Consider the following 19,669-nt stretch of genomic DNA (forward strand, 5'->3'; position numbering starts at 1 on the left):
ATATCCACGGTAGTCATAGGGCTCACAAATATAAAATAATGAGCTGGATAAATTATGACTAAACGTGGGTTAGTGTCTGTGGCATGTGCCACGCTGATAGGTGGAGGTGCGTATTTCTATTTTCAAACTTCAACGCCTCCAGAAGCTTTTCCAACCCTAACGGTCTCCACGGGGACGATCGAAAAGCAGGCGGTTGCGGTGGGGTATATCGTTCCCGCTCACTCTGTGTCTATCAAATCTCAAATCGACGGGATCGTTGGTGAAATCTATGCTGGTGTTGGTGAGTACGTAACGCAAGGTCAGCCGCTTATTAAGGTTCGCCCTAACCCTACCCCGAAAGCGTTGACCGATGCCTCGACAGAGTTGATGCGAAGTGAGGCGAACATTGAGTCAGCAAAACAACAACTCGCTAATCTGCAGAGTTTGGTTGAACAAGAAATCATTCCTAAGAACTACGACGAATATGTGACTGCACGTTCCAATGTGAAATCAGCACAGGCTGACGTTATGCAAAAACGTCAGAACCTCGAATTGATTCAAAGCGGGGAGTCGACAATTGGTAACTCTCGCCTCACCTCTACCATTTATGCTCCGATAGACGGTACGGTGTTGAATCGAAAAGTCGAGGTAGGAGAACCGATTATTTCTACTGAATCGAGTCAAGCGGCAACAGAAATGATGTCATTGGCCGATATGAACAGCCTGATTTTTAAGGGCAGTGTTAGTGAGCATGATGCCGCACAACTTACCCCGGGGATGCCAGTAACGCTGACCGTTGCACCTTATCCAAGTATCGAAATAGAAGGGGTACTGACTAAGATTGCGATTCAGTCTGAAAGTCTTAACTCGACAGCTGATAGTAGTTCGGGCAAAAGTTTTGATAACGGTTTTGAAGTCGAAGTTGGCGAGCTCAAAATACCTCAAGACGTCCGGTTACGTTCAGGGTTCTCATCATCTGCTCAGATAATTCTAGTTAAATCAGAAAATGTACTCACTCTACCAGAGCGCGCACTGCAATTTGAAGGCGACAGCCCTAACGTATTAATCCCAGATAGCTCAGAACAAGGCTTCCACAAGCAAGCGGTAAAACTGGGCCTATCAGATGGTATCAATGTTGAAGTCATCGAAGGTGTGGAGTTAGACGAAACCGTCATCGACAACAGTATGATGGGGGCAGCACATGGTTAAGCCAGCGCTGTTTAGTTGTTCACAGCGATTAGACAAACCTCTGTCACCTCGTAAATCGACCCTGTTGAGTATAGGCAGCTTGCTATTAGCAACTGTACTTAGTTGTCCTTCATATGCCCTTTCTATTGAACAAGCATGGCAGCGAGCCAAACAGACGGATCCTGATTACGAGAAAGCCCGAATTGGTGTTCAACTCGGCGAGAGTTCGGTGGATTTAAGTCGCAGCTCTTTATTACCCGCTTTAAGCGCGAGCGCTTCAGCAGACTGGAGCGAGGACCGCAGTAGTTCAAATCGGTATGGTGCAGAGCTGTCTCAGGTTATTTGGGACAGTAGTCTTTGGTCTGAATTAGATAAAGCACAATCAGATTATCTGAAATCCCAGCTGGAATTGGCTCAAGCACATAATGATTTGGCGGCTAAGTTACTTCTGGTTTATCTCGATATAGGCAGCGCCCAAGGTAACTTACAGCTAACTAACAGTAAGTTAGAGGAAGGCAGCAAGCTGCTAAAAATCTTCGAAAAACGCTATCTAGCAGGCAAAGTGAAATCGATTGATGTGGAAGAGATGCGTGCTAATCAGTTGTCTGACAAAGCCAATATTCTGCGAGCAAAGGCAGAGTTAGAAAGTAAAAAGTCAGAGCTGGAAGCGCTGATAAACCAAGCTCCTGATTCGGTGGATCAAATTCGTACTGAGAATTTGGTTGAGCCTCCTATGCTGGTGGCTTCTCAGCAGCAGTGGCTTGAGTTAGCGAGAAATAATAGCCCTGAATTACTGGTTGCCATAAAAGGCGTTGAAGCGCGCAAGCTAGACAAAAAATCCGCCCAAGGAGGTTATTACCCAACAGTTAAAGGGCAAGTGGGCTATAACGACAGTGATCGGTTGGACAACGGTGAATTTAACGCGGGTTTAACTCTTAGTGTTCCTATTGATTTAAATGGTTCAACACGCGCCAAAGTGGACCAAACTTCGCTTAACTTGTTGACGGCTAAGCAGGATTTACGAAAGGTTGAAATAGACATCAAGAAGCGAATTGATCAGAACTTTACTCAAGTGAAGCTCAACTGGGAACGAGTGTTAATGGCGCATGATGTTGTAGCGTCTCGCGCAGAGGTGTTGAGTAGCAAAGAAAAGTTATACGACGCGGGTTTCCTAGAAGCCTCAGATGTTATCAATGCACATAACAGCTTATTTGATTCAAGGTTCCTTCTACAGACCAACTTATATGATTATTGGCGTCAGAGAATAGGCCTGCTACAGACAACTGGTAAATTAGATGATGAAGCGATGGCGCTGATATCTCAGGCGTTACACCATGGTTAATCTTTTTCTTCAGACTTGGCAAACGTTGTTGGCGCATCGGATGAAAAGTGCCTTGGCGATTATTGCAATTTCATGGGGCGTACTGTCTGTTGTTGTTTTAATGGCGCTAGGGGAAGGCTTCTATCGTTATCAAACGAAGTCTTTCTCATTTTTGGTCAATGACACTCAGGTTGTGTTTCCCTCTAGTACGAGTAAACCTTGGCAGGGCTTGCCCTCAAGGCGCGAAATAAACCTTGAACAAGATAAAATTGAGCTGATCCAGCAGGCTGGTTTTGTTAAAGAGGCGTCTGCTGTTTACCTTAAATGGGATACCAGCGTGACGAATACTCAAGGGCATAATATTGGCAGTATGGTGAGTGGTGTTGCTCCCTCTTATTTTCCTATCTCACAAAATAAGTTGCAGCCTGGTTCACGAAATATTTCGGTGACGGATATGGCAAACCACACACGGGTGGCTGTATTGGGTGATCGAATTGCTCAAATGGGCGGAGTCGACATTGGCGACCATATTAAGATCAACGGCATTCCATTCTACGTAATTGGTGTGATGGTCGATAATGAAGGAGGGATCTCTTTCGGTGAGAGTCGACGAGTTTTTGTGCCTCAAACTACTTATCTTGATCTCTGGAACGATAAGCCATGGCAACTGCTATTAAAGCCTGTAGAAGCCATGGATTCCGCATCGTTTAGACGTAATATTGCTAATTTTTTTGCTAAACAGATGCACTTTGACCCTACGGATAAAGATGCGGTCTATCTGCCCGACTTTAGCGAGGGTGGGGACGTGATTACCGGTATCTTTCGTGGTATTCAAATATTCCTGACGACCAGTGGCGCTATGACTATGGCGGTTGGCGCTTTGGGTGTGGCTAATATCATGTTTCTCTCTGTTACGGAAAGAACTCGAGAAATTGGCGTTCGGCTGGCGATTGGTGCAACACAGGGTTCCATCATGTCTCAGTTTATTATTGAGGGGCTTATCTTAGTTACCTTAGGATCCATCGTGGGATTAATGGCGTCCTTTGGTACGGTTTATTTGCTTGGCTCGATGGCGTTACCAGAATGGATTGGATCACCTGTTATCACGTTAAGCTCGATTGGAATGGCGTTAACGGTGACACTGATTCTGGCGTTCTTAGCCTCTTACTTTCCTGCAAAACGGGCGTCTCGTCTCACTCCTGTTGATGCACTTAGTGCGAGGGCTTAATCATGCTATTACCGATGAGACAAATCTTTCAGGAAATGTCTGCAGAAAAGCTACGACTTGGACTCACAGTTCTGGCTGTTGCGTGGGCAACCTTGTGTATTTCAGCGATGCTATCGGTGGGAGAAGGCATTAGACAAGGCGTGCTTAAAACGGCACAAAATGGCAATGGTAATTTGATTTATCTATCAGTGGGGATGGCTACGGTTGATTATGGATCTTTTCATCAGGGCAAGCCGCTGACTCTAACAGCAGAAGATACGAAAGTTGTAGAGGCTCTGCCTAACATCAAAGCTGCGGTGCCGACAGCTGTGTGGGATGAATCACTTACTGTTGGGGAGCGAGGGTCTTGGAAAAAAGCGTTAGCGGTAACGACTGAATTTCAGTCGGTGACGAATCTCAAGACACGTCCAGGAGGGCGTTGGTTTAATCCTCTAGACCAAAAGCAACAACGCAAAGTCATCGTGTTGGGTTACCTTTTAGCGGCCGATTTGTTTAACCCTAATGAAAGCTTTAGCTGGTTTGCTACTGTCAAATTAGAGGTTAATCCCGTCGGGAAAACAGTAAAAATTGGCAGCCAAGAGTTTACGGTGATTGGTGTACTAGAGAAAAACAGTGCCAAGGTTGAACAGGGAGATAGCATCAATTATTCGAGCTTTGTTCCTTTCTCTACATGGCAGCGTTTTAATATCAACGGAGATATCAGTGGTATCAACGTTCAACCTCATGATGGTGTCGACAGAGTCAAACTTGCAGATACGATTCGTCAGGTTATTGCGCGCAAACATGGTGCTAGTGTCAGTGATGAGCAGGTCGTTCAGGTTGAGGATATGTTCCTCAAACAAAAAACGATGCAACAATTCTTAGTTGGTCTGCAGGGGTTCCTTGGTGTGATTGGTTTTATCACTTTGGCAGTGGCGGGCATAGGTATTGCTAACGTGATGTATGCAACGGTGAAACGATCCACACGAGATATTGGCGTGAGAATGGCGGTCGGTGCTACTCCAGGGATGATTCGCATGCATTATCTGGTTCAGTCATTGATGACTATGATGATGGGCGGTTTATTGGGCTTAGTAATCACTTATACACTGATTGCTGTAATTCGCTCGTTAGAGCTTGAAGGCAACATGTTTTATGAGCGTCTTGGTAAACCTGTGCCTGAGCTTTCATGGTTGGTTGTCACCATTGTTGTTTTGACGTTGGTGGTTATTGGTGTCGCTGCGGCTTGGCTTCCGGCTAATCGTGCGGCGAAAGTGACTCCGATGGAGGCACTACAAAGTGAATGATGAGATCAAAGACAGCGGAGAAACCATGTCTAACAAATTCTTAGTGGAACTCTCAAATATCGGTAAACACTACTCAAACGGTGATACTGAAATACGTGCATTAGACGGTGTCGATCTCTCGATTGAGAAGGGAGAGTTTTTGTCTATTTTAGGCCCGTCAGGATCCGGTAAATCAACGCTGATGAATATGCTGGGTTGCCTTGATAAGCCGACGGAAGGGGAGTATCAGCTAGATGGAAAAAATGTTGCTGCGTTGAGTGCTAATGATCTTGCTGGTATTCGGAATCAAAAAATTGGTTTTGTATTCCAGAGTTTTAATTTGCTTGAGTATGCATCTGCATTGGACAATGTTGCTCTGCCTCTCGTGTACTCAGGGATCAAAGCCAAAGAGCGTCGTAAGCGTGCGGCGGCATTACTTGAACAAGTAGGGTTGGGCGATCGACTTGACCATAAACCGAATCAGCTGTCTGGTGGTCAGAAACAGCGTGTCGCTATTGCTAGAGCTTTGGTTAATGATCCTCAGATTATATTAGCTGATGAGCCAACAGGGGCTCTGGATTCCAAGTCTGGCGCTGAGATAGAGGCTTTGTTTAATCAGCTTCATGCTGAGGGCCGAACATTGATTATCGTGACGCACGATAATTCGCTTGCTGAACGAACCAAGCGAATCGTGACGATCAAAGACGGAAAGGTATTGTCTGACCGCAAAGGGCAACATTACTCAGCCTAGTGCGTTGATCTTTGACTAGAGGCTGCTCTATGACCTTAACTCTAGACCGCTCTTCGTTAATGGTATTTTGGCTGTGTGCATCTGCTAATGTGAAATAGGTATGGAGGTGCCATAATTAACACAGCTTTATTGAATACTCTGTATCTATTCTACTTACTCTATATACTGGCTGAATAATAATATTTAAATCAGTCGGTTATAGAGGCGTTATCTATGGATAGATCAGAAAGCTTGTTTCAAAAGCAGCGTATAAAACGGTTTAACTTTTCAGTATGGACAGTTCTGACTGGAACGTTACTCGCCCGAACAAGCTACTTTATGGCATGGCCTTTTCTGATCGTCTTTCTCTATGAAGATTACGGTGCGTCTGCGATTGAAGTCGGTACCATGCTAGCGGTATCCGCGGTTGTTGGTGCTGGAACTGGGCTCTACTCGGGTTACCTTTCGGATAAGCTAGGACGTAAATGGGTCATGGTGCTAGGCAGTTGGATTGCCTCGATATCCTACACTGGCATCGCATTAGCGAGTGAAGTGTGGCAGTTCTATGTGTTGATCATGATGACGGGTCTAATGCGCCCAATGATCGAAGCGCCAGCTAAGGCAGTCATAGGCGATAATCTCAAAGACTCCAAAGATCGTGAGTTAGCGCTGAACATTCGTTACTTCTTACTTAATCTGGGTGGCGCACTTGGTCCATTGATTGGTATCACTTTGGCTCTTTCTCAGCCACAAAACCTGTTCTTTGTTGCTGGTGGTACTTATGTCGCTTACGGTGTCTGGCTGCTGTTAGGAATTGAACGAAAAGGTACTTTTACCAAGCCAGATCCCTCTCAACTGCCTAATTTCGCCGCGACGCTTAATGTGATTCGTAAAGACAATATTTTTGTAAAACTGATGGTCGCTAACTTCATCATGATGTTTGTCTATGCGCAGGTTGAGTCGTCAATTCCTCAAGTCATAGTGCGTTCTTCAATCGCTGATGCCGCTCAACTCATTGCTGGGTTAGTTTTGGTGAATACGCTGACGATTATCGTTTTCCAGTTCCCAATGCTTAAATGGCTTGAGCACGTGCCGCTGTTTGTTAGAACTCGAATCGGCATGATTTTGATGGCGATTGCGCAAATTGGCTTTCTTTTTACACCAAATGATTGGCCACTAGGTTGGGGAATTGCTTGTTTTATATTAAGTTTAGGAGAAGTGATTGCTTTCCCAACCCTTAATGTACAAATCGATAGAATGGCACCGCCACATCTCAGAGGATCTTACTTCGGCGCGGCGGCACTTTACTCTCTTGGCTTTGCTATTGCGCCATTGCTTGGTGGTGTGGTGATAGAAATGTTGAGCGCATACTGGCTATTTGTGCTCTGCTTCATCCTATGTTTGGTGATGATTTGGTTGTACTGGTTGGCAGAGCATACTGAAGACAGTGTCGAAAGAGAGTCGATGACCCAGAGCTAGCGAGATGAGCCTTGGGTATTAAGCGACAGATAATAACTAAGGCAACGTGAGTTATGGATAAATCGAATTTTGCACAAAAGTTAAAGTATCTGCGTGAAGAAAAAGCTTTATCTCAGTAGGAGTTTGCTGAGTTACTTTCCCATTCTCACCGAGCATTTTCTGGTGTTAATCAGGTGATGGTGAGCCAATGGGAAAGGGCGAGACACTGCCCAGTTTTGTTCGTCGTTTGGGGATTGCGAGCTTCTTCCAGGTTGATTATGACTTCTTTGTTGAAGAAATGGTGCAAGTGAAAGCGGCAACGAAGAACGCCGAGCGTTCGTTTAGTGTTGATATTGGTTACGATTACGAGGTGACCAGTGTTGAATCACATAGCCTTTGCTCACTGCCTGTAAAAAGGCTTAAGTCGATTCAAGGAATGCATCAAAAAACTTACGGCAGAGATTTTATCGAAGTCGCGAGTCATTTGGGTGTGAAGAGAGAAGATATGCAGGTGCTGTGTTTTCTTTATGAGGGCATCATCATTGGGCATGTGGTTTACGACGGTGTCAGCAAGATGCTGTGCAGTGTAGGGGCCGTGAGTATTGTTATTCGTCGCAAGATCTTTGATTACATGGCCGACAACTTAGCGGGCACTGAATTCTGTTTTCCTACTCTTGATCCAGCTATGTGTCAGTTTCTTTATGATCTCTATTTAGAGCCATACATGAGTATGCTTGGTATGCCATTTTTCAAAGCTGATATTAAAAAAGTGGTGAAAAATCCCTTTTCTCAGAATATCCAAAACAAGCACGATATCTATTTCAAGTACATCCGTTACCATGACCTAAAACAGAAGAAAAAAAGCGTTGAGTTTGTTTTAAGCTAGCCCACTCCTTAGTAGAACAGAGTCATTACATGACCAGTCTAAGATCCGTCAACGGAAGTGGCTTCGAGTATAGGAAACCCTGACAGCGATCGAAGCCAAGCTGGTGGACACGTTGATGTCTATCTACATCTTCAACACCTTCCGCTACGGTTTTAATTCCAGATGCTTTACAGTAAGCCAAAGTTTGCTGGATTAGTTCAGAGCGAGAACTGTCTTCGCTATTTACAATCGACTTATCAAATTTCACTTCATCGACATCAAGGTTCATCACCTTATTCATGTCTGAGTAACCCACACCGAAATCATCGATAGAGATTTTGATACCAAGCGCTTTATAGCGTCTAACCTGTTCGCAGAGCGCTTCATCCCTTTGATCAGCTTCACTGAGTTCGAACGTTAACTGTTTTGCCTTGAATGAAGTATTCCAAAGTAGTTCACGCACCTTTTCTACATTATCTGGGTTCGCTAATACTTTCTTGCTGATATTAACGGCCAAGTTCAAATGTGCTGATAGCGACTTCACTTCAGTTAAAGATTGCTCAAGGACACTAAAGAAGATCTCTTCTTCGTAACCTAATGCGAAAGCACGATCAATGAACACACCAGGTGAAAAGACACCTTCTTCTGGAATATTCAGACGAAACAGAGCTTCTACGCCTGTTACTTTCTCTGCACTCGCTTCTACTTTTGGTTGATAAAAGCAGGTGTGCCAGTCGTTTTCGAAGGCTTCTTGAATGATGTGGTCGGATAGTGCCATGGGCTTGTTTCTCATCTTATCTTGGGCATCTGTGTAACGGCCGCACATTCTGAGAGAAACAGTAATTCACTACTATATCGTTTTGAGATTAAAAATTGAGATTTGATATGAAAGCGAAATTAGGTCGAATTTTCGGTGAACATGGCGTTAAAAAGAACAAGAGAAGGACGTTAATGTGCCCTGTGTCACTGGGATGAACCATCATTTATGCCTCAGATTCATTAATGTTTTTCCAACTGGAGGGATAATCGAAAAGGGGATGTTCAACTAGAATATAGAGATTAGTTTTACAGTGTAAATGATCGTTTTAGGATCGTTTATATCCCTACATAATGCGGCGCGCGATGCTGCTGAATAATAACTAGGAAGGAATGAGACAATGTCTTCTGCATTTTACCAACAGATTCAAAATCAAATCGAAGAAGTTAAAGAAGAAGGTCTTTACAAGTCTGAGCGCATTATCACTTCTGCTCAAAAAGCAGCGGTTTCTATCTCGACTGGTGAAGAAGTACTAAACTTCTGTGCAAACAACTACTTAGGTCTTGCGAACCACCCTGAGCTTATCGAAGCTGCAAAAGGTGGTATGGATCAGCACGGTTTTGGTATGGCTTCAGTTCGTTTCATCTGTGGTACTCAAGATTCTCACAAAGAGCTAGAGCAAAAGCTGTCTACGTTCCTAGGTAAAGAAGACACAATCCTATACACATCTTGTTTTGATGCTAATGCTGGCCTATTCGAAACGATTCTAGGCAAAGAAGATGCAATCATCTCTGATGCACTAAACCACGCATCTATCATCGATGGCGTTCGTCTATGTAAAGCGATGCGCTTCCGCTATGCGAACAACAACATGGAAGAGCTAGAGCAGCAACTTATCGCAGCTAAAGAAGCTGGCGCTCGCCACACGCTAATCGTAACTGACGGCGTATTCTCAATGGACGGCGTAGTAGCTAACCTTCCTGCTATCTGTGACCTTGCAGACAAGTACGATGCACTAGTAATGGTTGATGATTCTCACGCTGTGGGCTTCATGGGTGAAAACGGCGCTGGTACTCATGAGTTCCACAACGTTGTTGATCGCATCGATATCATCACAGGTACGCTAGGTAAAGCAATGGGTGGCGCTTCAGGCGGTTACACGTCTGGTAAGAAAGAAGTGATCGACTGGCTACGTCAGCGTTCTCGTCCATACCTATTCTCTAACTCTGTTGCACCAGCAATCGTATCGGCGTCTATCCGCGTTCTAGATCTTCTAGCAGAATCTGGTGACCTACGTACAACACTATGGGAAAACTCTGCTCACTTCCGTACTCGCATGGAAGAAGCTGGTTTCACTATGGGTGGTGCTGACCACGCAATCATCCCAATCATGCTTGGTGATGCAAAAGTAGCGGCTGAATTCGCAGAGCGCGCTCTAGAGAAAGGCATCTACGTTGTAGGTTTCTCTTTCCCTGTAGTACCAAAAGGTCAAGCTCGTATCCGTACGCAAATGTCTGCAGCACACTCTCGTGAGCAACTAGACCGCGCAATCGATGCGTTCATCCAAGTTGGTAAAGACATGGGTATCATCTAATTTTATGGCAGGTTGTTAGCGTAACGCTAATGCTGTGATGATTAGATAAGAACAATAAGATTTTTGATTCTCGCCTTACAGTTAGGCGAGATGAACTAGGTAACATTATGAAAATTAAAGCACTTTCTAAGCTTAAGCCTGAAGAAGGCATTTGGATGACCGAGGTTGAAAAACCTGAAATGGGTCATAATGATCTTCTTATCCGTATTAAGAAAACCGCAATTTGTGGTACAGACGTACATATCTATAACTGGGATGAGTGGTCACAAAACACAATTCCAGTACCTATGGTTGTAGGTCACGAATACGTAGGTGAAGTTGTTGGCATCGGCCAAGAAGTTCGTGGTTTTGAAATCGGCGATCGTGTTTCTGGCGAAGGTCACATCACATGTGGTCACTGTCGTAACTGTCGTGGCGGCCGTACTCACCTTTGTCGTAACACTACTGGTGTTGGCGTTAACCGCACTGGTGCGTTCTCTGAATACCTTGTGATCCCTGCGTTCAACGCGTTTAAGATCCCTGCGGAGATTTCAGATGACCTAGCATCAATCTTTGACCCGTTCGGCAACGCAGTGCACACAGCGCTTTCTTTCGACCTAGTAGGTGAAGACGTACTAATCACTGGTGCTGGCCCAATCGGTATCATGGCTGCTGCGGTTGCTAAGCACGTAGGTGCTCGTCACGTTGTAATTACTGATGTAAACGAATACCGCTTAGACCTTGCTAAGAAGATGGGCGTAACGCGCGCTGTAAACGTGATGGAAGAGAAGCTTGAAGATGTAATGGCTGATCTAGGCATGACAGAAGGCTTCGATGTAGGCCTAGAAATGTCTGGTGTACCATCAGCATTCAACAGCATGCTAACTAACATGAACCACGGCGGTAAGATCTCTCTACTAGGTATTCCACCATCAGACATGGCAGTAGACTGGAACCAAGTAATCTTTAAAGGCTTGGTTATCAAAGGCATCTACGGTCGTGAGATGTTCGAAACTTGGTACAAGATGGCTTCTTTGATTCAATCAGGCCTAGATCTAACACCAATTATCACTCACCACTTTAAGGTTGATGACTTCCAAAAAGGCTTTGACGCTATGCGTAGCGGGCTTTCAGGCAAGGTAATCCTTGATTGGGAATAGTCTAAATTAGGCTCTGATTTGCAAAAGGCGACAATGTAAATTGTCGCCTTTTTTACGTCTAAAACCGCTAGATAACGCTCTTTTACAGTGGCTGCCGCCATTTTGTCGCCACTAATTTGCTAAAGGATTGAGGTGAACAGCCTGCATCAAATGCTCCGGGGCAAAATGAGAATACGCCATTGTCTGCTCGATTTTTGTGTGACCAAGAATACGCTGCAGTACTAAGATATCCCCTTTATTCATCATAAAATGCGAAGCAAAAGTATGCCGTAGAACATGGGTCGCTTGCCCATTCGGAACGTGCTCAGGCAAGGCTCTTTTTATGTAACGCCAAGCATCTTTGTAACTGGTGTTAAATATCTCATGGTCGCTCACCGCTATATCTAATATCTCTTGATACAAAGATGGTGAGATAGGCACACTGCGATTCCTTTTCCCTTTTGTCTCTGTGTAAGTCAATTTGAACTCGGTTATTTGAGCGCGAGTTAGAGTGAGTGCCTCACTGATTCGTGCACCAGTTGCCAAACAAATTTTCGCAATGACAATGATTTGCGGGATTGATACCTTGATAACTCGCTTGCAGTTCTGCAGTTCATCAAAGAACTCGTCGATTTGTGGCTTGGTTAGATAGGCAAGGTGCTTATCACTGGTTTTGATCGGCTCGATTGCTTCGAGCGGGTTGGGATATTTCCACTGATTGTACTTAATCAGTTTTTTGAACATGCCCTTTAAATAAATCAGTTCAAGGTTGTGTGTGGTTGGGGATATCTCGATGGATTTATTCTTGCCCCTATAGGGGACACGAGCTGCTCTATACGCCAGGTAGTCTCGTTCTTTAAACTGGCAGGCAATTGGGTTACCTAACTCTTCAATTGTTTTGGATATGAGATCTTTGGCTTGCTTGCCTGACTTTAGAGTATGGCCATGGATGGTCCACCAATTTTCCAAAAGCTCACTCATTCTTCGGTTATCCGGTTTAATGCCCATCCAGGGCTTATCGTCAATCTCCTTCATCGTGTGAAGCTCAAAGGCTTTAGCTTCGCCTTTGGTAGCAAACTTCTTACGAACACGCTTTCCTGCTCGCCCATTTGGGTAGCATTCACAGATCCAAGGTTTGTTAGAGCCATCTTTCAAATTGCGTACTGACATAATTAAGCCTAAAATAACTGTATATAAAAACAGTGTAATTCGAGCTTAAACGTAGAACAATGTTTTATGTCGCACAACAGGCACAAGCTCGATGTATATCTCAACACATTGAAATTTAATCAGGTTTTACTATGTTTCAATCCATTCATGTGAGCGTAGGCTACAGTGCTATCAAGATGAATAGCGCTGGCCCTTTAGACTTAAGTAAGAAGAATACGGGTGAAGTATCCGCACTATTAAAGATGGGGAATGTGTTTCGGGCCCCGTTTGGCGGATTTATTGAAGCAGAGAACGTAGTGGGCTTACGGAAAGTGAAGCTGATTGATATTAAGTACCTGTGTACCGACGCGGACGCTGAAACTATCGAGTACGTGATACAGAGAGACCACTATGTAGTAGGGACTTACCAAGACCGGAAGTTGTACATTTTGCTGTTTGATGGGCAACCGAAACATCATCAGATCAAGACTATTGAGAAAAGTGTGAAGAATAACGTTTTTCTTTAACTTAACACGTAGCCTATATATACCGTAAGATATAATTTATATGTTACTATGTTCACTTAGATTAAATTGATTATATCGGATAATCAATAGCTTATGTCTGTTATTCAATTTACTCGGGGGATGAGAAAGTTGATATGTTTACTAAGGTGAAATGGTGGGAATTGAGCTGAATATATTGCAGGCGGAACATGGTGATGCTATTTGCATTAGCTATGAATTTGAAGGAAAAATCAAAAACATTCTAATTGACGGTGGACCCGCGCAAGCGTTTGAGGTTCAAAAAGTTCCCCGGGCGCTCAAGCGTTTTTTAGACGAGATTAAGCAAAAAGAACAAAACATAGATTTACTAGTGCTAACTCATGTCGATGATGATCATATTGGTGGTATTTTAGCCGGATTTAATCAGTTTGGTTACTTGAGTGAAATCACTAAGGAAGTATGGTTTAACTCGGGCAAGGTTATTTTCAATCATTTTGATAAGCCTTTAGGAGATTCAAATACTGTAACGCTAAAAAATAGTTCAACCAGTAACACGAGTATACGGCAAGGTATTAAACTTGAAGAACATTTAGCCAATAAGAATATTTGGTCACAAAGATTGTTTAAAGCGGGTGATGAGATAGATTGGTTTGGAAGTAAATTTAAAATTTTGTCTCCTTCATTACTCAAATTAGAAAAGTTACTAGTTAAATGGGAAAAAGAAAAGCCTAATCCCAACACTTCGAGAAGAAGCAATGATTATAAAGCTTCACTAGAACAGTTACTCGAGGCTGACTGCTTTCAAGAAGATAATTCAATTCACAATGGAAGTTCATTGGCATTTATTTTTGAGTGCTTCGATAAGTCGATTTTACTCCTTGGGGATGCACATCCTTCGGTTGTTATTGAAAGTTTAAAATCTCTTGGGTTTTCAGAGCAAAACCCTTTAAAAATCGACTATGTGAAAATTTCTCATCATGGGAGCAAAGCAAATACTAACAGTGACTTATTGAAGATGATAGAGTGTCAAAAATTTATTATATCAGCTAATGGTAAGCATCATGCATTGCCAAATAAACTAACTCTTGCTCGGATTATTAATAACTGTCCGTCAGCAAATATTATGTTTAACTATCCTGATTTAATACATAGAATATTTACGGAACAAGAGCTTAACAACGGTAGTTTTAGTACAGCATCATGTAAGAGCACTATAAAATTATGAGCCATGAAGCAGACTTAATTCGTAAAAATCACTCCGTCAAGGTTAACAATGGCAGTGGTGTTTTCATACAGCCAATGTCTTCTGAGTATGGATATGTTTTAACAGCTAGGCATTGCTTAAAAGTCGATAGTAATGACCTAAATAGCGCCAATATAGATCCGCATGTAGTAACTAAGTACGATGGAAGTGTCATAGATGTACTAGATTTTGTTGAGCATGATACTGAAGATATGGCAATTTTAATAGTTAAGCCAGATGTTACTCTTGATCTGAGGGTAAGTTCAAAACAATTAGTTACTAACGAAAACGTGTTCTTATGTGGGTACCCAGAAGATAGAGATTTTGAAAATTGTGGATATTCAAACTATATCTACAAAATGCACAATTATAAAGAAATAGGTAAAGTAATACTAAGTCCACAGGATACAGTCGATCATAGTAATGTACTAGGCTTTTCTGGTGGCGGTATATTCACATTAGGTAATGAAGACTCTCCAGTTTTACTCTGTGCAATAGAAACTAAAATGGATGGTAATATAAGTAGAGAGTATCATGGACGTATTGAAGCCATATTAATTAGTGAATTTGAAAAACTTATAGAAAACTCGAAAAAGAGATATTTAGGAAAGCAGTTATCTCCACTTTTACCTTTGCATTTATCAAGCTTTGATCACCTAGTAGATTTTACGTTCACTGTTCAAAGAGGTTGGGCTGATGATGATGGTTTGACTTTGCTCCAACAAGCATTAAGAAGTGTGGTCAGTGAGAAATTCAAAGTAAACCTTTACCCACATGAAATATTGACCCAGCTTCATAACTTCTTCTATGTTTATGAAAGACCAAAGTATGAATTACGATGTAGAGAGCTATGGAGTGCTTTCTTGGAGTTGCTGATAATATCAATAATAATAGATGAACCTGTAAGTGTCGATATGGAATATATTAGAAATATGCTCAAGTCAAAGCGTTTGATATATATAGGTGAGTCTGGTGTTTGGCGAGAATATATAAAAAATATATTATTTACAGATTTAGACAACCTAAATGACAATGGGATCATTGTTGCTCAAACTCTTTCTAAATCACATATGCCTAAGTTTAAAAAAGAATTTGTTAAAAGTGTTTGGAACAAATCTAATATTGGAAGAGTTCAAAATGATATTAGAAATATAAGAGTCGTTAATAGTAAAATTTCAAAAATAAACAGTGTTGTTGATTTGACTGCACTACACTGTGAATGTATTGAATCAAAAGAAGAAGTTTATGATAAGTATACTGATAAAAATTTTTTTGATACTGAAAATGAGAAGAAAATAATAGAACTATTAGCAAGTCAATATAAACCATATTTAACTGTCGAAGGTGTTGAAAGTGAAAGCTAAATTTTATTTAGATTCTGAAGCTGAAATTAGCTTTTTAATAGAGAGTTTTCCAGAAATAAAATTTCATTTATTTAAAGCAAAACTTGATGATTATTCATACTATTCGGTGATCTCTTGCTACATTGATAATGAGGAAGGGCTTAAAGATTTATGGGAAAGGATTAATAATCTTGTTGGTGCAGAGTATCTTACTTCAGTTAATGATTTTTCAAGCTGGAATATATATCTGGCTTTTATATCTAAAAAAAAGATAGATAATATTCTAAAATATACAATTGAAAATGATACCTTTTTTGTCAGAAAATTAATTTTTGATACTCCGAATAAAAAAATCACAACAGGTCAGCTTGCGAATATTTTCAACAATGAAATACTGGGTCATGATATTATTCCTGAGAGGAATGAAAATCAGCTAGAATTCAGTGAAATTAAGTATTCACGGGTGACACAAAACTTATTGAGTTCCAACCTTCCAAAAGGACGAACTAATAAAGATCGAGATTTACAAAGTGCTTGGCTAGATAAAGCAATTTTAGAGGTTTCTAATCATGAAGTTTAAACGTGTAGAAATACAAGCTTTTAAAAGTTACTTGCATAAACAAGATGGGACCTTTGATTTTACTGTTCAAGGAGATACGCCAGCAGACATTATTTCTATATATGCACCTAATGGCTTTGGAAAAACATCTTTTTATGACGCGATAGATTATTGTATGACCAACAATATCACGCGTTATATAAGAGACCCGAGTTTAGCGAACAATAATAATAGTGATGCAAAAGAATTAAACCAGAGCGGTCAAAAGCAGCACATATTAAGGACAAAATCTGCTCCCGAAGATATAGAGTCTGTTATTAAAATCACTACTAATAAAGGTAGTATTGAACGGAACGTTTCGCCTGCACGTAATGGAAGTAAGGATTATAGGTTTGATGATAAAAATACAAAGCCTGAAGAGCGTTACTTCCGTTCTGTTATGCTTTCACAGGAGGCGATTGATTCTTTCCTCAAAGAGTTGAAACCTGAATCTCGTTACAAGGAGTTCATGGCCCAGCAATTAGGTGGTGATGACAGTCATGAACAAGACCGTCAGCAGATACAGTTAATGTTAGGGAAAATCAATAATAGATTAGAAAAAATTAAAATTGAAATTAATAAAATAGAAAGTAAAAAAGAATTAGCAGAAAATAGTATTGATCTTGATTGCCTAAAAAATATTAATTTGCTAGCTTCGGATCTAAATGATAAAGGAGCCAATTTTCCAGAGTTTGACACTTCCTTTAATAAAGAGTTGAATGAAAAATTAAAAATAAAAATATCTTATTTTTGGGAAGTTTTAGAAAAAAACATTAATAAATCAAATGATGATAAAATTCAATTGGAGAGCTTAATAGATTCTTTTCACATTATTGAGTCAAAATATAAAGAGATTGGATCTTTAGAAAGTGAAGCGATTAAATTATCAAAGCAAAAAGATGATATCGAAAAGTTTGCTAAATTAAAAAAAGATAAATTATTTCTAGCTGAAAGACAAGAGCAGCATAAATCATTTTATAATAAAGTTCGTTCATTAAAAGAACGTCTTCCTGAATTTTTTGATAAGTTAAAAACAAAAAACAACTATAGTTCTAATTTAACTTGCCTTCAAGATTCGCTAACAAATAACAATAAAGAATTACAAGTAAGAAACTCAGTCTTAGAAGAGTTGAAAAGGCAGAGAAACAATATTCAAATTGAAATAAATAGTTTTGAAAAAAATAAAATTGATTCAGTAGATTATTTTTCTAAGATAGATAGCCTCGAACTTGAGATCAGTAAAAATGATCTATCAAAAATAGAGTCAAGACGTAATCAGTTAAAAGATAACATACTTGAACTAAAGTCTAAGGGAATCGAAGTAAAAAAATTAACGATTAATGATCTAGACTATATTATTTCTAGTAAATCTAATAACGATAAACTACAGTGCTTATCGAAAGAATATTCATCATTAAATTTTGAAAAAGAAAAATTAGTTGACAAACTTTCAGAATTAAATCGTTTACTTGAATCTTCTAAACTACAAGAAAATTCGATTTCCGATCTTATTAGAATTGGTTTTCAATTGATAAACGAGAATCAAGACCAACACTGCCCTTTATGTCAACATAAATATGATTCATTTTCGCAGCTAGCTGATACCATAAACTCTAATTCAATCTTGAGTGATTCTCAGCAGAGGATCCTTCGTGAGATTGAAGAGTGTCAGTATCTTTTAAAAAATAGAGAGTATAAGATTAAACTATTAAGTGATGAGTTCAATGCTGAAAAAGAAAATTACTTAATTTCTTTAAGAGAGTCTTTACAGCTTTTGATTAAAGAAAAGACTAGTATTAGTGAAAAGATTGATAACATTAATAATTATCAATCAGAGGTTAATAGGTTAAAGTACTTAGTTCTAAATAAGAATCCATTGGAGTATAAAATTCATATCGACGGTTTAATAAGAAAAAGTACTAAATCAAGCGATTTGATCGAAAAACAGATAAATGATACTGAATTAGAATGTGAATTTTATATTGAGCAAGAAAAGAACCTTAAAATTGACTTTGCTAAAGTTATTGGTCAAGTGGATAATCAAGAAAACCTATTGTCTGATGATCTTTTACTTTTGTTAGATCTCAATGTCTCTCGCGAATTAATAGAGCCTAAAATAGATAAGAAACAGTTGAAGTTAATTATTAATTCTGAGTTTAATAGACAGAAGAAGTTATATTTTGACATAGATTCAGATATTAAGATAAATGATTATGCTATAACGGATTTACTTTATCAATACACCTCTGATTTCTTCAATGAACCCTCTGCTAAGTCTGAAGAAATAAAGTTGAATATTTCTGAGGTTAACAGAGAGTTAATGGATTTACATAATTTTGTTCGTGAGTTTGATTTTGTTGTCGGCAAGCTCGAAGTGAATAATTTACTAGATGAAAATAACTGGGAGGATTTAAAGAAAAGATTCATCCACGAAGTTTCATCTCTAAATGATTCTATTAATAAAAACTTTAATTCAATAGAAAAATTAGAATTATTAAAAAATCAAACTAATAATGTTTTAAGCTATATAATGTATATCAATTCAACTGATACTTTGGTGGAGTTAAAGGAAGAGCTTGGTAAGTACGAGAGTATCAAAGATGCATTATTGAAGGATTTAAGAAAGATAAATAGCGCTTTAGAGTCGCAAATTAATCAGTATTTTCACATAGATTTGATTAATACGATTTATAGAAAAATAGATCCACATCCAGACTTTAAAAGAATTGACTTTAATTGTAGCTTTCCAGAGGGAGGAAGACCAAAACTACAAGTTTTCATAACCGATGAAGATGGTAGTAATACCGTTTCACCTACATTAAGCTTTAGTGCAGCACAAATTAATGTGCTAAGTTTAAGTATTTTCTTAGCTAAGGCTATTCATACTATGAACGATGATGAAGAAGTCGATTGTATATTTATCGATGATCCCGTTCAGTCTATGGACAGTATCAATGTCCTCGGTGTCATAGATCTTTTGAGAAATTTAAGTGTAAATCTAGGTAAGCAAATAATTATTTCAACTCATGATGATAATTTCCATGCTTTATTAAAACAGAAAATACCGGAACATTTATTCAGATCAAAATTCTTGGAGCTTGAGTCCTTCGGAAAGGTAGCCCCACATGCTGGTCAGTAAAATAAATGTTTCAGAGTGCTACATATCTAGTACAAAACTATTTATATGTACGTTATTGTGTTCAATATGGATGAATGTATATGTCAAGTTTTTAGTACCATAGCCACTTAGATATAAAAAAGGCTGCCAAATGGCCTGTCTCTTGATCACAAGTTGAGCTGATCAAGAGACTTAGCCAACTCATATCC

General features: G+C 40.0%; 15 protein-coding genes and 1 pseudogene. 14 read left to right on the plus strand and 2 right to left on the minus strand.

All coding sequences use genetic code 11. From position 1 onward, the window contains the following. Window positions 1-54 precede the first annotated feature (54 nt). The 7 genes and pseudogenes from JC606_RS16290 to JC606_RS16320 all read left to right on the plus strand — a co-directional run bounded on the left by JC606_RS16290 (window position 55) and on the right by JC606_RS16320 (window position 8,055). Window positions 55-1,188, plus strand: a complete 1,134-nt coding sequence (locus tag JC606_RS16290; protein WP_055319410.1) for an efflux RND transporter periplasmic adaptor subunit — start codon at window positions 55-57, stop codon at window positions 1,186-1,188. Then, a complete protein-coding gene (locus tag JC606_RS16295) occupies window positions 1,181-2,509 on the plus strand; it encodes a TolC family protein (RefSeq protein WP_102431496.1) in 1,329 nt (442 codons plus the stop codon). Before JC606_RS16290 ends, JC606_RS16295 begins: the two co-directional genes overlap by 8 nt. Then, the gene (locus JC606_RS16300) at window positions 2,502-3,716 is read left to right on the plus strand and encodes an ABC transporter permease (RefSeq protein ID WP_137408382.1); all 1,215 of its coding nucleotides are present in this window, start codon (window positions 2,502-2,504) and stop codon (window positions 3,714-3,716) included. The genes JC606_RS16295 and JC606_RS16300 overlap by 8 nt, the downstream gene beginning before the upstream one ends. Before the next feature lie 2 nt (window positions 3,717-3,718). Continuing rightward, window positions 3,719-5,002: an ABC transporter permease gene (locus JC606_RS16305; RefSeq protein ID WP_137408383.1), complete on the plus strand. Its 1,284-nt coding sequence runs from the start codon at window positions 3,719-3,721 to the stop codon at window positions 5,000-5,002. A 25-nt stretch (window positions 5,003-5,027) separates the two neighbouring features. Then, the gene (locus tag JC606_RS16310; protein WP_137408384.1) at window positions 5,028-5,732 is read left to right on the plus strand and encodes an ABC transporter ATP-binding protein; all 705 of its coding nucleotides are present in this window, start codon (window positions 5,028-5,030) and stop codon (window positions 5,730-5,732) included. Window positions 5,733-5,945: 213 nt separating this feature from the next. Then, entirely contained in the window at window positions 5,946-7,190 is a 1,245-nt protein-coding gene (locus JC606_RS16315; RefSeq protein WP_198778984.1) for an MDR family MFS transporter, read from the plus strand. 53 nt (window positions 7,191-7,243) lie between these two features. Beyond that, a pseudogene (locus tag JC606_RS16320) lies at window positions 7,244-8,055 on the plus strand (helix-turn-helix domain-containing protein). Between the two features lie 25 nt (window positions 8,056-8,080). Here JC606_RS16320 and JC606_RS16325 read toward each other — a convergent pair. Continuing rightward, entirely contained in the window at window positions 8,081-8,812 is a 732-nt protein-coding gene (locus JC606_RS16325; RefSeq protein ID WP_198778985.1) for an EAL domain-containing protein, read from the minus strand. A 379-nt stretch (window positions 8,813-9,191) separates the two neighbouring features. On the opposite strand from JC606_RS16325, the gene JC606_RS16330 reads away from it, so the two are divergent. Beyond that, window positions 9,192-10,385 (plus strand): glycine C-acetyltransferase, encoded by a 1,194-nt coding sequence (locus JC606_RS16330; protein WP_004742452.1) that lies wholly within the window; start codon window positions 9,192-9,194, stop codon window positions 10,383-10,385. A gap of 107 nt (window positions 10,386-10,492) precedes the next feature. After that, window positions 10,493-11,524, plus strand: a complete 1,032-nt coding sequence (gene tdh / locus JC606_RS16335; RefSeq protein ID WP_004742453.1) for an L-threonine 3-dehydrogenase — start codon at window positions 10,493-10,495, stop codon at window positions 11,522-11,524. 111 nt (window positions 11,525-11,635) lie between these two features. Here the strand turns inward: tdh and JC606_RS16340 are convergent, their stop codons facing one another. Next, window positions 11,636-12,673 carry a phage integrase gene (locus tag JC606_RS16340; protein WP_198778986.1) on the minus strand — a complete coding sequence of 346 codons (1,038 nt, stop codon included), beginning with the start codon at window positions 12,671-12,673 and terminating at the stop codon, window positions 11,636-11,638. A gap of 131 nt (window positions 12,674-12,804) precedes the next feature. On the opposite strand from JC606_RS16340, the gene JC606_RS16345 reads away from it, so the two are divergent. The 5 genes from JC606_RS16345 to JC606_RS16365 all read left to right on the plus strand — a co-directional run bounded on the left by JC606_RS16345 (window position 12,805) and on the right by JC606_RS16365 (window position 19,481). Beyond that, window positions 12,805-13,179 carry a hypothetical protein gene (locus JC606_RS16345; protein ID WP_198778987.1) on the plus strand — a complete coding sequence of 125 codons (375 nt, stop codon included), beginning with the start codon at window positions 12,805-12,807 and terminating at the stop codon, window positions 13,177-13,179. 154 nt (window positions 13,180-13,333) lie between these two features. Next, window positions 13,334-14,383, plus strand: coding sequence for a ComEC/Rec2 family competence protein (locus JC606_RS16350; protein ID WP_198778988.1), 1,050 nt, complete (start codon window positions 13,334-13,336; stop codon window positions 14,381-14,383). Then, window positions 14,380-15,765 (plus strand): ABC-three component system protein, encoded by a 1,386-nt coding sequence (locus tag JC606_RS16355; RefSeq protein ID WP_198778989.1) that lies wholly within the window; start codon window positions 14,380-14,382, stop codon window positions 15,763-15,765. The genes JC606_RS16350 and JC606_RS16355 overlap by 4 nt, the downstream gene beginning before the upstream one ends. Continuing rightward, window positions 15,755-16,324, plus strand: a complete 570-nt coding sequence (locus JC606_RS16360) for an ABC-three component system middle component 1 (protein ID WP_198778990.1) — start codon at window positions 15,755-15,757, stop codon at window positions 16,322-16,324. The genes JC606_RS16355 and JC606_RS16360 overlap by 11 nt, the downstream gene beginning before the upstream one ends. Continuing rightward, a complete protein-coding gene (locus JC606_RS16365) occupies window positions 16,314-19,481 on the plus strand; it encodes an AAA family ATPase (RefSeq protein ID WP_198778991.1) in 3,168 nt (1,055 codons plus the stop codon). The genes JC606_RS16360 and JC606_RS16365 overlap by 11 nt, the downstream gene beginning before the upstream one ends. Window positions 19,482-19,669 lie beyond the last annotated feature (188 nt).

Source organism: Vibrio sp. IB15, from assembly GCF_016406055.1.
Taxonomy (GTDB): Bacteria; Pseudomonadota; Gammaproteobacteria; order Enterobacterales; family Vibrionaceae; genus Vibrio; species Vibrio chagasii.

Excerpts from the sequence above, each read along its gene's own strand:
- JC606_RS16295 (WP_102431496.1), top strand. The coding sequence starts at position 1,181 with ATGGTTAAGCCAGCGCTGTTTAGTTGTTCACAGCGATTAGACAAACCT.
- JC606_RS16300 (WP_137408382.1), top strand. The coding sequence starts at position 2,502 with ATGGTTAATCTTTTTCTTCAGACTTGGCAAACGTTGTTGGCGCATCGG.
- JC606_RS16290 (WP_055319410.1), top strand. The coding sequence starts at position 55 with ATGACTAAACGTGGGTTAGTGTCTGTGGCATGTGCCACGCTGATAGGT.
- JC606_RS16330 (WP_004742452.1), top strand. The coding sequence starts at position 9,192 with ATGTCTTCTGCATTTTACCAACAGATTCAAAATCAAATCGAAGAAGTT.
- JC606_RS16345 (WP_198778987.1), top strand. The coding sequence starts at position 12,805 with ATGTTTCAATCCATTCATGTGAGCGTAGGCTACAGTGCTATCAAGATG.
- JC606_RS16315 (WP_198778984.1), top strand. The coding sequence starts at position 5,946 with ATGGATAGATCAGAAAGCTTGTTTCAAAAGCAGCGTATAAAACGGTTT.
- JC606_RS16310 (WP_137408384.1), top strand. The coding sequence starts at position 5,028 with ATGTCTAACAAATTCTTAGTGGAACTCTCAAATATCGGTAAACACTAC.
- tdh (WP_004742453.1), top strand. The coding sequence starts at position 10,493 with ATGAAAATTAAAGCACTTTCTAAGCTTAAGCCTGAAGAAGGCATTTGG.
- JC606_RS16325 (WP_198778985.1), bottom strand. The coding sequence starts at position 8,812 with ATGGCACTATCCGACCACATCATTCAAGAAGCCTTCGAAAACGACTGG.
- JC606_RS16305 (WP_137408383.1), top strand. The coding sequence starts at position 3,719 with ATGCTATTACCGATGAGACAAATCTTTCAGGAAATGTCTGCAGAAAAG.
- JC606_RS16365 (WP_198778991.1), top strand. The coding sequence starts at position 16,314 with ATGAAGTTTAAACGTGTAGAAATACAAGCTTTTAAAAGTTACTTGCAT.
- JC606_RS16355 (WP_198778989.1), top strand. The coding sequence starts at position 14,380 with ATGAGCCATGAAGCAGACTTAATTCGTAAAAATCACTCCGTCAAGGTT.
- JC606_RS16340 (WP_198778986.1), bottom strand. The coding sequence starts at position 12,673 with ATGTCAGTACGCAATTTGAAAGATGGCTCTAACAAACCTTGGATCTGT.